The organism is Enterococcus sp. AZ015 (genome assembly GCF_050499225.1).
Classification (GTDB): Bacteria; Bacillota; Bacilli; order Lactobacillales; family Enterococcaceae; genus Enterococcus_D; species Enterococcus_D entomosocium.
This window is the reverse complement of record NZ_JBMHEX010000001.1, coordinates 2,365,543-2,379,410: the sequence shown is the minus strand read 5'-3', so window position 1 is coordinate 2,379,410 and position 13,868 is coordinate 2,365,543. Positions and strand designations below refer to the sequence as shown.

Genomic DNA, 13,868 nt, shown 5'->3' with positions numbered 1-13,868 from the left:
TAAAGAAGAGAGCGTGATGTTGTGAAAGAAACCAAAAAATTTGCACAAGTTTTGATAGGTACCGGGCTGATTGCGTTAGCCATATCCTTATTGATCACTGCCCATCAAGGATATGATACGATCAGTACGTTTTTGTTAGGAATTTTGAATTTTATCGATGTCCCTTTTTGGATAGCCAGTTTGTGTTTTAACATTGTTGTTTTGTTGATCGTTGCAGTCTTTGATCGTGCCGAATTAGGCATTGGCAGTTTTATCAACGGGATCGGCTTAGGCTTGTTGATTGGGATCTTTGAACCAGTGATGGACAAAGTATCAATTCATTTGCCTTTCTACCCATGGATCGCTATTTTCGCTGCACCGATCTTATTTGGCATCGGCGCCGGCATTTACGTTTCTTCCAACAAAGGTTCAGCGGCGTTAGAAGCCTTGACGGCCTTGATCTATAAACGAAGCAAATTGACCCAAAAAACGATCCGTATCGGCTTGGATGCTGCGATGGTCTTGATCGGTTTTGCGTTAGGCGCCAGTGTGGGGTTAGGTACTCTCTTGTGTATCGTCTTTATTGGCCCAATCTTTGAAGCCACCATGAAAACCATCGCTGCCCGAAGGAAAAACGCCTAGCCTTGAGAATAAGTCGGAAAAAGCTGTCTGTGAGGGCAGCTTTTTTGCTGCTTCCATTTAAGGAAATCATCTGAAGAAAGAGGAATCCTGATTTCCTTAAGATTCTCTGGGTAAAAAAAGTGTTTTCTCCATGGTTCCCGGCTGATTGGACTTGGTATACTGATAAGACGAGTAAAGGAGAAGTGAAAATGAAAAGTTATCGTTCGACGATTGCGGCTTGCTTTGTAGGGTACATCGTTCAAGCCGTGATCAATAATTTTGCCCCCTTATTATTTTTGACCTTTCAAAGCCAATACCAGCTACCAATCAGCCAGATAACTTTGTTGGTCAGTTTTAACTTTTTGACTCAGTTAGCCGTCGATTTTGCAGCAATCTTTTTTGTAGACCGTATCGGCTATCGTATTTCGATCGTAGCGGCGCATTTTTTTGCAGCGATCGGCTTGATTGGTTTAGCCATTTTTCCCTTATGGTTTCCGACCCCGTTTAGCGGATTATTAGCAGCGGTTTTGCTGTATGCCATTGGCGGTGGCTTGCTGGAAGTTTTAGTCAGTCCCATCGTTGAAGCCTGTCCAACGGAACATAAGGAAAAAACGATGAGCATGCTGCACTCGTTTTATTGCTGGGGGTACGTGGGGGTCGTTTTGTTCTCAACGGCGTTCTTCATGGTGTTCGGTATTCAACAGTGGCCGATTTTAGCGATCGTCTGGGCGCTGATCCCGTTGGTCAATTTGTTTTTCTTTACCAAAGTCCCGTTGGCGCCAATCGTTGCCGAAGGAGAACGAGGGTTGACCACTCGGCAGCTCTTTTCCTTGAAAAGTTTTTGGCTGTTTCTGGTGATGATGGTCTGTGCTGGAGCCAGCGAACAAGCAGTCAGCCAATGGGCATCGACCTTTGCTGAACAGGGCTTAGGTGTTAGTAAGACACTAGGCGATTTGGCAGGACCGATGGTTTTTGCCTTGATGATGGGGATCTCCCGCTTGCTTTACGGCAAATTTGGAGAACGAATCGATTTGAAACGCTTTATGTTTTTGAGTGTTTTGCTTTGCCTACTGGCGTATATGATGATCGGCTTTGCTTCATTGCCATTGATCGGGTTCCTTGGCTGCGGCTTAAGCGGTTTTGCCGTAGGGATCATGTGGCCGGGGGTCTTTAGTCTTGCTGCGCAATACATTCGCAACGGCGGGACGGCGCTATTTGCTTATTTGGCATTAGCGGGAGATCTAGGATGTTCAATCGGACCCGCTGTCGTCGGTAGCATCGTCGAATGGTCGGGACAACAGCTGCAGGTTGGGATTTTAGGTGCGATCATATTCCCGATCATCTTGCTGGCAGGAATTTATTTGGTTCAACAAATGCACAAAAAACGACAGCTTCCGTTGCTGGTTTTTCAAGAATCCACAAAAGAATAAAAAAATTTTGGAGCAAATGCCGTCTTTTCATGGTATTTGCTTTTTGTTTTCTGAAATTCCTCTAGTCAAGATAGTTTCTATCCGCTATACTTTGACTTATTCATTTAAAAAGGAAGTGATGTTGTGAAAAGTCAATTGAAAAAAGAAATCAGTTTTTTTGGGGCATTATCGACAGTAATGGGAACGGTGATTGGCGCCGGCGTGTTTTTCAAAGCAGCGGCTGTGGTCCAGCAGACCCAATCGACTGGATTGACCTTGTTGGTTTGGCTGCTTGCCGGCTTTCTAACGATTTGCGGCGGCTTGACCGTGGCAGAGTTAGCGACGGCGATTCCTGAGACCGGCGGACCTATTCGATATATCGAAAGAATTTATGGGAAATTACCCTCCTTTTTATTAGGCTGGGCACAAAGTATCATTTACTTTCCAGCGAACGTGGCGGCTTTAAGTATTATTTTCGCAACACAATGTTTGAACTTATTTCATCTACCTAGCAATTATTTGCTTCCTTTATCGATTTTGACCGGAACGAGTGTGACCTTGATTAATCTTTTGGGAACAAAAGCTGCAGCTCAAGTCCAGTCCGTCACCTTAGCAGTCAAGCTGATTCCGATTGCGGTGATTATCGTGGCTGGCCTGATGACACCAGGTCAAGTATCGGTCTCATTGGTGGATTTTTCTTCCAATACTCAAGGCTCCCTTGCAGCTGGTATCAGTAGTGCCCTCTTAGCAACCCTTTTTGCTTATGATGGCTGGATGGGGGTCGGCAATGTCGCTGGAGAAATGAAGCGACCCGAAAAAGATTTGCCTAAAGCCATCATCTTTGGGCTGAGTTTTGTCACCTTGGTGTACGTGTTGATCAATGTTGCGTTTTTAAAAACATTGCCGATCGATCAAATCGCTGGTAATTTGAACAGTGCCTCAGAAACTGCGATGGCCTTGTTCGGTAGTTTTGGCGGAAAACTGGTCACGATCGGTATCTTGATCTCTGTTTATGGCGCATTGAACGGCTATACAATGACTGGCTTGCGGGTCCCATATGCGATGGCGTTGGAAGATGAGATTCCTTTCAGTAAGACCTTTGCGACCCTAAGCAAAACCACCAATGCACCCTATGCGGCGGCCTTTTTACAATTAGGGATCGCTTGTATCATGATGCTTTTAGGCACCTTTGATCTTTTGACCGATATGCTGGTTTTTGTTATGTGGTTCTTTAGTGTATTATTGTTTGTAGGAGTTTTTCGTTTGCGAAAAACAGAACCACAGATGAAGCGTCCGTATAAAGTTCCCTTCTATCCAATCATTCCCTTGATTGCGATTTTAGGCGGCTGTTTTATCTTGATCATGACCTTGATCACTGACACGTGGTTAGCAGTCGTGGGAATCGGCGTGACGTTACTAGGAATTCCCGTTTTTTATGGAAAAGCAAAAGGAAAAGCGAGAGGGGCGAAAGAATGAAGATCGTTGTACTTGATGGCTATGCGTTGAATCCAGGGGATTTGGCTTGGCAAGGGTTTGAAGAATTAGGAGTGGTGACGGTGTATGATCGTACCTCATATACAGATAAACAAGAAATAATTGATCGAATCGGTGATGCCGAAGCGATTTTGACAAATAAAACACCGATCACCGCTGATGTGCTCAAAGCATGTCCGCAATTGACCTACATTGGGGTACTAGCAACTGGATACAATGTCGTTGATTTGGCAGCAGCGAGGGAACAAGGAATCACCGTGACCAATATTCCTAGCTATAGTACCAATGCAGTGGCACAAGCGACCTTTGCTTTGCTGCTGGAAGTGACGAACCAAGTGGGACACCATAATCGTTCCGTGCATCAGGGTGACTGGCAAACCAGCAAAGATTTTTCTTATTGGCAGACACCATTGATGGAATTGGCAGGCAAAACGATTGGGCTGATTGGATATGGTGCGATCGCTCAAGCAGTTGCCACGATCGCACATGCGTTTCAATTGAAAGTAATCTACTTTAATCATCGACCAAAACCAGCACAAGCTACTTGGGCAAAACAAGTGTCGTTGGCGGAACTGTATCAAGAAGCAGATATCATTAGCCTTCATGTTCCACAGTTTCCTGAGACAGAAAAAATGATCGATCGCACAGCTTTGGCACAAATGAAACCTTCTGCGATCCTGATCAATACCGCCCGTGGCGGCTTGATCGATGAAGCAGCAGTTGCTGAAGCGCTGAAAACCGGGCAGATTGCAGCCTTGGCGGCAGATGTCGTCTCGAAAGAACCGATTGCAGCGGACAATCCCTTGTTGCAAGCACCAAATTGCTATTTGACGCCGCATATCGCTTGGGCGCCAGTCGAAACCCGACGTCGTTTGATGGGGATCGCTGTGGCGAACCTAAGCGGCTTTAAAGCAGGTACAGCGCAAAATGTCGTGTAAGCAAAACGAGCAAGTAAAAGGACTTTGACAAAGCAGGCGACTAGTAAAGCAGTTAGTCTCGCCAACACAGTAACCATTTCGACCAGTCATCTAGCCTCACAAGGTGGTCGGTCGTAGGACTGGTGGTTTGTCTAAGTCTTTTTTTGCTGAAAATGAAAGGAGACGGTCTTGAAAAAGTATTATTATCTAGCGGCCTTTGTTAGCTTGCTGGTCTTGAGCTGGCTGATCCAAACCCAAAGCAGTCGCTTTTATACACAGCCGATCATAGAAGTACAAACGGTTCAAGTCACCGCCGACCAGCAGCAGATTCAAGGGATCCTTCGCAACGGAGAAGAAGCTGGGGCACTGCGGACAGTCACTACGCAATACACCCCCAACGGTGCGATTCATCCGTTGTATCAGACCGGACAACAGCTGCTTTTGCAAAAAGAAGGGGATGGCTGGAAGGTACAAACACAAAAACGGGATGGGTATCTCTTTTTCTTCCTTGCCTTATTCCTGATGGCAGTAGTCGCAATTGGTGGCAAAAAAGGCTTACGGGCTTTGCTTAGTATCTTTGTGAATACTGGCTTGCTGCTCCTTTTTCTTTGGTTTCACAAAGGCAACAGCTCCTTTTCATTGGTCTTTTTGATGATCGTTTTTACGATCGTCTCGTTGGTTATGACGATGGGGATTTCTTATGGCTTTCGCACGATCGACAGCCGCAAAATCATTGCCTCCTTAGCCAGCGTTCTCTTGGCGTTTTTTCTCTGTCGATTCGCCATGGATCTTTTGCAAGATCATGGGTTGCGCTATGAGGAAATGTCGTTTCTGACCCGTCCGTATCGCAGTGTCTATCTAGGAAGTCTGCTGATTGGCGCAATCGGTGCCAGCATGGACAATATCGTCATGCTGATTGCCAGTTTAGATGAGATCCAACGCATCAATCCCCAGACGAGCCGCAAGGAACGATTAGCGATCGGTCGGTCCATCGCGCAAGATACGACTTCTTCGATGATCAATGTCTTGTTGTTTGCCTATTTAAGTGGGAGTATGCCAGCGCTATTGTTTTACCTAGCCAATGGCTGGCTGCTTTCGCAAGCATTGCCGATGCATCTTTCTTTAGAAATAGTGCGTACAGTATGCGGCGGCTTTGCTTTGGTTTTATCGGTACCGTTGACGCTCCTTTGTTTTGAAGTGCATAGGAGGAAAGCAAAATGACTGTTTTGTTTGTGTTGATCTTGCTTTTTCTCTTGCTGACTTTCGCTGTTTTTCGGATCGAAGGGCTGTTTCAAGTCACAGGTCTGTTTATGAATGTGGCCGTCTTTCTAGCGCTACTGGTCCTGATTGACCGAGGGGCACCGATTTTACCAGCGGCTTGTGTTGCCTTTTTAGCCGTGGCGGCGATCACCTTGTTTTTCGTGAACGGCGTCAATCAGAAAACCAAAATTGCCTTTGTCTGTGTGTTGGTCTTTCTAGGGCTTTTTCTACTATTATTTCCTCTTGTGCTCTCTGCAATGAATCTTCATGGGTTTTCGGCAGAGGAACTCGATGAGTTGGCGATGTATTCCTTTGATGTAGCCATCGATTTTAAGACATTGATGACTGCGATCATTTTGATGAGTTTTTCGGGGGCGGTGGCAGATGGGAGTATGGCGATCAGCACTGCGACCTATGAACTTTTTCAAGCAAACCCGCAAGTCTCAATCAAGGCATTAAGTAAAAGTAGTATGACAGTGGTATCAGACGTATTGTCTTCGACGATCAATACCTTATTGTTTGCCTTTATGGGAAGTAATCTGGCGTTGATTGCGTGGTTTCAAGATTTGTCGATCTCCTTTGGTGAAATGATCAATTCAAAGGCGTTCGTCTCAGAATTGATCGTTTGTTTGATCACGGGTCTGGCAGCGGTGATTATTTTACCCATCACCGCATGGTCAGCGAGTTGGTATTTTTGGAAAAGGAACCGAATGGAATAGAAGGGAGCGCAACAACTATGGAACCACTAATTGAAACCGAGCGATTATTGTTGCGAGAAATGAGTCATGACGATCGTCCAGCGATTGAAAAGATTTTGCAAGATCCAGAAGTCATGATTGCCTATGAAGGACCCTTCAGTGAGCAGGAAGTCACTGGTTGGATCGACAAACAGCTGCAACGCTATCAAAACGATCACATTGGCTTGTGGCTAGTGATTGAGAAAGCATCCGGGCAAGCGATCGGTCAATGCGGCTTGACGTGGCAAGACGTCAAGGGAGAAGCTGTTTTAGAAATTGGGTACTTGTTTCAAAAGAACTTCTGGCATCATGGGTTTGCCACAGAAGCCGCCCAGGCTTGTAAAGACTATGCGTTTGGAACGCTGAATGCCGATATTATTTATTCGATCATTCGTGAGTCCAATCAAGCCTCCATAAATGTGGCATTGCGCAATGGAATGAAGCTGGTGGATCGCTTTGTTAAACACTATCGACAAGTGGACATGCCGCATCTTGTGTATGCTGTGGCGAAAGAGATGTGAAAAACGAAAGAATGCTTTTTTCGATTTAGACAATGAAACGCCCCTAGAAAGTTAGCTTTTCCTAACTTTCTAGGGGCGTTTTTTAAGCTTGCGTAAAGCTTTTTCGCTCGATGAGTTCAGCCCCTAAAAGGACTGTTTTGGTGATCGCTCGAGGATGAACGATCTGATCCACCAGCAAATCGATCGCGGTTTTGGCGATTTCCTCCACATCGATGTTAAACGTTGTTAGTGGGGGAGCCACAAATTTTGCGATCTCATTGTCATTGATACTGATTAATTCCAAGCGATCAGGAATGATGATAGATCGTTCATTTAACGCTTGGAGCACACCAACTGCGACGGTGTCAGAAGCCACAAAGAGCGCCTCTGGCAAATTGTCACCAAGGGATTCCACCATTTTTTTCGCCAAACGATAGCCGGTTTCAACGGAAAAATTGCCACCAGTAAACAGGAACGCCTCATCGAACGCATCTCGACGAGCCAGCGTTTGACGGAAGATGATCTCGCGACTATCCATTTCTGCGCGTTGAGTATCAGGATTTAGATAAGCGCCACCAATAAAGCCGATCTTTCGGTATCCTTTTGTTAAAAACAGATCGATCGCCAGTTGCGTCATTCGATCAGTATCGGGTTTGACCGTATCGAACAGCTCTGGACAGGGGTTGATTTCCAAAAGGACACCATAGGGGCAAACGGATTTGAACTGCTGCGTTTCTTTCTCAGTGAAAGAGCCAATCCCAATAAACCCCGCGACCTCTTGCAATGTTTCTAAAACATCATCTTCATGGGTGATCAATTGAATTTCCAAATTGTTGATTTTCGCATATTTTTCTAAAGAGATTCGCAATTGTCGAAAATAGACATCTTGAAGCTCTTCTTGTTCTGTCAGCCAGAAAAGGACGGCGATTTTTTCTAGTGTTGTTTTTATTTTTGAGCGATCATAACCTAGTGATAAAGCGGTATGAATAATTTTTTGACGCGTATCGGCTGCGATCGACAACGATTCGTCGCCTTTCAATAATCGGGAAACAGTCGCTTGTGAAAAGCCTGATTGCTCGGCAATTTTTTTTATTGTAACCAATCTTCTTCACCTCTTTCTTCTAGTATACGCTAACAACTTTACCAAGTAAATGAATTTACTAAATATATTTACTGAATAGTGAAATTTCAGAGCGCGGAGATGTTTCAAAAAAATGTTTGTTTGAAAAACCTTGATTTAAAACGTTTGTTTACTCTGTTAAAGAAATAAATTTAGTAAAACTATTTACATATTAAGTAAAATAATTTATTATAAATGAGAAGATAGCGTTTGCAAAATAAAGAAAAGGTGGAGAAATGATGATGAAAAAAATGTCTCGAGTTCTTTTTTTAAGTGTAGCAGCTTTAGGATTAGGTGCTTGCGGTCCACAAAGTGAAGGGACAGATAGTACTGCAGCAAATAGTGGCAGCGATAAGGACTATGATCTATTGGTCTGGGAAGACCAAGCAAAATCAGCTGGGATTGAAGAGGCAGTCAAACAATTTGAAGAAGAACACGATGTGACGATCAAAGTGGTCGAAAAAGCCTATGGTGGACAGATTGAAGATTTACGATTGGATGGACCCGCTGGTACAGGTGCGGATGTCATCACAATTCCTGGTGATCAAATCGGTACAGCCGTTACCGAAGGGTTGTTGAAAGAATTAACAGTCGATCAAACGCTACAAGATCTGTATACGGAATCAGCAATGCAATCGCAAATCGTTGATGGCAAAGTCTACGGCTTACCAAAAGCGGTTGAAACACAAATTTTGTATTATAACAAAGAGCTAATTTCCGAAGAAGACTTGCCACAGACAACGGATGAGTGGCTAGAGTATTCTAAATCTGTTTTAGGTGCTGACAGTTATGGGTTACTGGCATTATGGGATCAAATTTATTACGCACAAGGTGTATTGAGCGGTTATGGCGGTTATGTTTTTGGCGAGAATGCCGATGGATCCTATGACCCTGAAGATATTGGATTAGCTAATGAAGGTGCGATCGAAGGAGCAGACTATATCCAACAATTTTATGATGCCGGTGTTTTTCCATCCGGATTGGTCGGTGAACAAGGAATCAATGTGTTGGACTCTTTATTTACGGAAGGAAAAGCTGCAGCTGTCGTCTCGGGACCATGGAACTTGTCTCCTTATAAAGAAGCGGGCATCGACTATGGTGTGAAAGAATTGCCATTATTAGGCAATGGTGAACATATGGGCTCCTTTATCGGTGTCAAAAGCTACAACGTAAGTAGCTATTCCCAAAACCCTGAATTAGCTGAAGCGTTCGTCAAATTTATCAGCAATGAAGAAAACTCAAAAGTTCGTTATGAAAAAACACAGGAAGTACCAGCGGTTGCTTCTTTGGCAGATGATCCAGCAGTTCAAGAAAGTGAAAGTGCTGCAGCCATCGCCGCTCAGTCCCAACACGCAGAACTAACACCAGGGATCACTGAAATGAATTCAGTATGGGAACCAATGGATGCCGCATTGCAAACCATTGCTACTGGAAAGTCTGAACCGAAAACAGCTCTACCACAGGCAGTCGATCAGATCAAATCAGCCATTGCAGCAATTCAAAACTAAAAAGTCGTTACGAGGACAAACGTTTCGGATGGTGATTCAGCACTAGGAATCAAGTAATGCCGAACGAAACGTTTGTCAGCGGCTTTTTCTTACAGGGGGCGAAAATGTGAAAAACACGCAGTCGTATGCAAAACGAGCAATGCTATTCTCGATAATACCAGGATTCGGTCAATTTTATAATCGGCAAAAAATCAAAGGCGCTTTATTTTTCTTCTTTTTTGCTATGTATCTTGTCGTCTTTAAAGATTTATTTAATATGGGACTTTGGGGCATCGTGACATTAGGCGTGGAAGTGCCGAGAGACAATTCCATCTTTTTATTAGCAGAAGGATTAGTTGCCTTGATCGTCATCGGTTTTGGTCTGTTGTTCTATTATTTAAACATCCGTGATGCCTATAAAAACGGCGAATTAAGAGACAATGAGCTACCAGTCAACTCTATCCGTGAAAGCTACCAGGCACTATTAAGAGAAGGCTATCCTTATTTAATGAGTAGCCCAGCATTTTTCTTACTCGTGTTTTCTGTTATTTTTCCGATTCTCTTTAGTATCGCGTTAGCTTTTACGAACTATGATCTCTATCATTCTGCACCTGCCAATTTAGCAGATTGGGTGGGATTAGAGACCTTTAAGAAGATTTTTACTGTCGATATTTGGCGTAGTACCTTCTTCAATGTTCTAGGCTGGACAGTTATCTGGACCTTGATCGCCTCAACGTTACAAGTTTCTATCGGAATATTTTTAGCGGTGCTGGTGCATCAAAAAGAACTACGATTCAAAAAGTTCTTTCGAACAATTTTGATCCTCCCATGGGCAGTTCCGGGATTTGTTACGATCTTGGTATTTTCAGGAATGTTCAATGATTCCTTTGGTGCGATCAATAATACGATTTTGAATTTCTTCCAGATTTCACCGATTCCTTGGCTAACGAGTGCGAATTGGACCCGTTTAGCTTTGTTACTGATTCAAGGCTGGCTAGGCTTTCCGTATATTTTTATCGTGACTACAGGGACGCTGCAATCCATTCCTGATGATTTGTATGAGGCGGCGACCATCGATGGTGCTTCAGCTATGCAAAAATTCCGACGAATCACATTGCCATTACTGCTTTATGCAATGGCACCAATTTTGATTACGCAATATACGTTTAACTTCAACAATTTCAATATCATTTATCTGTTTAATTCTGGCGGACCGGCAGTTCCTGGTTCGACCGCTGGTGGTACCGATATTTTGGTTTCATGGATCTATAAGCTCACGATGCAAAATAGTCAATATGCACTAGCAGCAGCATTGACGATTCTCTTATCGATCGTCGTGATCGCGATTGCTTTATGGCAATTCCGCCGAACAAATTCATTCAAGGAGGTTGGATAACATGAAGGCAGCAAGTATGAAAAAACAAAAATTTGTCCGCCTATCCTTGACATATCTTGTACTGATTTTTACGGTAGTGGTGATCGTCTACCCTTTACTATGGACGATCGGTGCTAGTTTTAATCCTGGGAACAGTTTAATAAGTACGAGTCTGATTCCGACGAGTCCGACATTAAGTCACTACACGAAATTGTTTGCTGGTGACAACTCGCTATATTATAGTCAATGGTATTTGAATTCATTGAAAATCAGTGTATGCACTATGTTCCTGTCACTGATCTTTGTCTCCATGACGGCTTATTCCTTTTCACGGTTTCGTTTTACAGGCCGTAAAAATGGATTGATGCTGTTCTTACTACTACAAATGATCCCGCAGTTCTCTGCCTTGATCGCAATTTTTGTACTGGCGCAAATGCTCGGCTTGATCAATAGTCATTGGTTGCTGATCTTGATTTACGTTGGGGGTCAGATTCCCATGAACACGTACTTATTGAAAGGATATTTTGACTCGATTCCGTTAGATTTAGACGAGAGTGCCAAGATAGATGGTGCAAGCAATACGCGAATATTCTGGCAAATTTTGATTCCATTATCTCGACCAATGCTGGCAGTGGTTGCCATGAATGGTTTCACCGGACCACTGGGAGACTTTGCCCTGTCTTCAGTGATTTTACGTAATCCTGAGTACTATACATTACCCATCGGGTTATACAAATTAGTCACGGATAAAATGGGTGCCAGCTATACGACTTTTGCGGCAGGGGCCATTTTGATCAGTATTCCGATCGCGCTCGTCTTTATTGCATTACAAAAACATTTTGTCACCGGTTTGACCGCTGGCGGCACAAAAGGATAGGAAGAGAAGATGATAAGATATAACTTAGAAGAACGCTTTTTACATGGTGGGGATTATAATCCTGACCAGTGGCTAAATTATCCCGAGATCTTAGCCAAAGATTTAGAACTAATGGAAAAAGCTCATGCTAATACATTTTCCCTTGGTATTTTTGCTTGGAGTGCCTTAGAGCCAGCAGAAGGGGTGTTTCAATTTGAATGGTTAGACAAAATCATGGATCAGCTCGCCGAACGAAACAGTAACGTCATTTTAGCGACGCCAAGCGGTGCGCGTCCTGCCTGGTTGTCTAAAGCATACCCTGAAGTTCTCCGGACCAATGAAAAACGGGAAAAAATGTTACACGGTGGGCGACACAATCACTGTTTTTCTTCGCCAATCTATCGTGAGAAAGTGGCGATCATCAATCGGAAATTAGCTGAACGCTACCACGATCACCCAGCACTATTGATGTGGCATATTTCCAATGAGTATTCTGGAGATTGTCATTGTCCTATTTGCCAAGAAAACTTTCGTCAGTGGGTCAAGCAGAAGTACCAAACGCTAGCAGCCTTGAATGAGGCCTGGTGGGGACCGTTCTGGAGCCATACCATCACCGATTGGTCGCAAATCGAATCTCCTTCACCGATCGGCGAAATGCAAGTTCATGGACTAAATCTAGACTGGCATCGTTTTGTAACCGATCAGACTATTGATTTCTATGAACATGAGATCAAAGACATTCGTCGTTTGTCTCCAGATGTGCCGATCACAACGAATTTCATGGCAGATACCCGTGATTTGATTCCCTTTTATAGTCTTGATTATGGAAAATTTGCCCAGCATGTGGATGTCATTAGTTGGGACTGTTATCCTGCTTGGCATAATGATTGGGGAACGACAGCTGATTTGGCAAGTAAGGTTGGGTTTATCAATGATCAATATCGTAGCTTGAAAAAGCAACCATTTTTGATCATGGAATCAACCCCTAGTGGTGTGAATTGGCATCCAGTCAATCGCACGAAACGTCCCGGGATGCATCTTTTGTCTTCTATGCAATTTATTGCTCACGGTTCAGATAGTAATCTTTATTTTCAATGGCGAAAATCTCGAGGCTCATCTGAGAAGTTCCATGGGGCCGTCGTGGACCATGACAACGACGAGCAAAATCGTGTTTTTCAAGATGTAGCAGAAGTGGGGAAAGCCTTAGAAGAAATCAAAGAAATCAAAGGATTGCACAAAAAAGCCAAAGTGGCGATCATCTATGATTGGGATAACAATTGGGCGCTCAATGATGCGCAAGGTTTTGGTTTAGAGAGCAAACGCTACCCACAAACGTTGCAAGAGCATTACCGCTATTTTTGGGATCATGACATCGCGGTTGATGTCATCACGAAAGATCATGACTTTGATGCTTATCAATTGATCATCGCTCCGATGCTTTACCTCTTACCAAAAGAAACTATGAAAAAATTTCAACAGTATACGAAAAATGGCGGGACACTGGTTTCCACTTATTTGACGGGGATCGTGAATGAAACGGACTTGACCTATTTAGGAGGATGGCCCCAAGAGTTAGAAGAACTGTTTGGTGTGTCTGTGAAAGAAATCGATACGTTATATCTGAAGCAAAAAAATCTGCTTTTAATGAAGGAACAGCAGTACCAAATTCATGATTATTGTAGTATTGTCCAAACAAACACCGCCCAAACGTTAGGGGTGTACGGTGCAGATTTTTATCAAGGTCAAGCTGCAGTGACCGTAAATGATTATGGTGAAGGAAGTGCCTACTATCTTGGGGGACGGACGGATCAAGCCTTTTTGGAAGACTTCTATCAAGAAGTAACACAACAGCTTCGCTTACAAAATGAGTGGGTCCGCCAAGGTTCAACGAACGTGTCGATTCAAAGTAGAGAAAGTCAGCAAGAGCAGCTCGCTCCGACTACCTATTATTTTGTGATGAATTTTTCCGAAGAAAATCAAGAAGTAGAGGTAGCAACTTCAGGAATCGACTTGCTTACAGGAAAAACGACAAACCAACTTCTTCAGTTGGCGCCTTATGAGGTGCAGATCATCAAAGTGACAGCATAAGATCAATAAAACTATTGTGTCAATT

Annotated in this window: 12 protein-coding genes; 11 read left to right on the top strand and 1 reads right to left on the bottom strand. The window is 43.7% G+C overall.

The features are described from left to right. Positions 1–21 precede the first annotated feature (21 nt). The 7 genes from IGK85_RS11045 to IGK85_RS11015 all read left to right on the top strand — a co-directional run bounded on the left by IGK85_RS11045 (position 22) and on the right by IGK85_RS11015 (position 6,938). Positions 22–621, top strand: a complete 600-nt coding sequence (locus IGK85_RS11045; protein WP_005234774.1) for a YczE/YyaS/YitT family protein — start codon at positions 22–24, stop codon at positions 619–621. Positions 622–809: 188 nt separating this feature from the next. Continuing rightward, positions 810–2,030, top strand: coding sequence for an MFS transporter (locus IGK85_RS11040; protein ID WP_008378951.1), 1,221 nt, complete (start codon positions 810–812; stop codon positions 2,028–2,030). 123 nt (positions 2,031–2,153) lie between these two features. Beyond that, entirely contained in the window at positions 2,154–3,485 is a 1,332-nt protein-coding gene (locus tag IGK85_RS11035) for an APC family permease (RefSeq protein WP_008378950.1), read from the top strand. Continuing rightward, the gene (locus IGK85_RS11030) at positions 3,482–4,441 is read left to right on the top strand and encodes a D-2-hydroxyacid dehydrogenase (protein WP_008378949.1); all 960 of its coding nucleotides are present in this window, start codon (positions 3,482–3,484) and stop codon (positions 4,439–4,441) included. The genes IGK85_RS11035 and IGK85_RS11030 overlap by 4 nt, the downstream gene beginning before the upstream one ends. Before the next feature lie 168 nt (positions 4,442–4,609). Beyond that, a complete protein-coding gene (locus IGK85_RS11025; RefSeq protein WP_008378948.1) occupies positions 4,610–5,641 on the top strand; it encodes a YibE/F family protein in 1,032 nt (343 codons plus the stop codon). Further along, complete coding sequence (locus tag IGK85_RS11020; protein WP_008378947.1) at positions 5,638–6,399, top strand: YibE/F family protein; 762 nt, start codon at positions 5,638–5,640, stop codon at positions 6,397–6,399. The genes IGK85_RS11025 and IGK85_RS11020 overlap by 4 nt, the downstream gene beginning before the upstream one ends. Positions 6,400–6,416: 17 nt before the next feature. Further along, positions 6,417–6,938, top strand: a complete 522-nt coding sequence (locus IGK85_RS11015) for a GNAT family N-acetyltransferase (protein WP_008378945.1) — start codon at positions 6,417–6,419, stop codon at positions 6,936–6,938. Positions 6,939–7,020: 82 nt separating this feature from the next. Here the strand turns inward: IGK85_RS11015 and IGK85_RS11010 are convergent, their stop codons facing one another. Continuing rightward, positions 7,021–8,019, bottom strand: coding sequence for a LacI family DNA-binding transcriptional regulator (locus IGK85_RS11010; protein ID WP_008378943.1), 999 nt, complete (start codon positions 8,017–8,019; stop codon positions 7,021–7,023). Between the two features lie 254 nt (positions 8,020–8,273). On the opposite strand from IGK85_RS11010, the gene IGK85_RS11005 reads away from it, so the two are divergent. From IGK85_RS11005 to IGK85_RS10990, 4 genes are all read left to right on the top strand, one after another. Further along, on the top strand, positions 8,274–9,545 hold the full coding sequence (locus tag IGK85_RS11005; protein WP_081487915.1) for an extracellular solute-binding protein: 1,272 nt from the start codon (positions 8,274–8,276) through the stop codon (positions 9,543–9,545). 139 nt (positions 9,546–9,684) lie between these two features. Then, positions 9,685–10,920, top strand: a complete 1,236-nt coding sequence (locus IGK85_RS11000) for a carbohydrate ABC transporter permease (protein WP_016613570.1) — start codon at positions 9,685–9,687, stop codon at positions 10,918–10,920. A gap of 1 nt (position 10,921) precedes the next feature. Then, a complete protein-coding gene (locus IGK85_RS10995; protein WP_008378938.1) occupies positions 10,922–11,776 on the top strand; it encodes a sugar ABC transporter permease in 855 nt (284 codons plus the stop codon). Positions 11,777–11,785: 9 nt separating this feature from the next. Next, positions 11,786–13,843 carry a beta-galactosidase gene (locus tag IGK85_RS10990; protein WP_008378936.1) on the top strand — a complete coding sequence of 686 codons (2,058 nt, stop codon included), beginning with the start codon at positions 11,786–11,788 and terminating at the stop codon, positions 13,841–13,843. Positions 13,844–13,868: the final 25 nt, after the last annotated feature.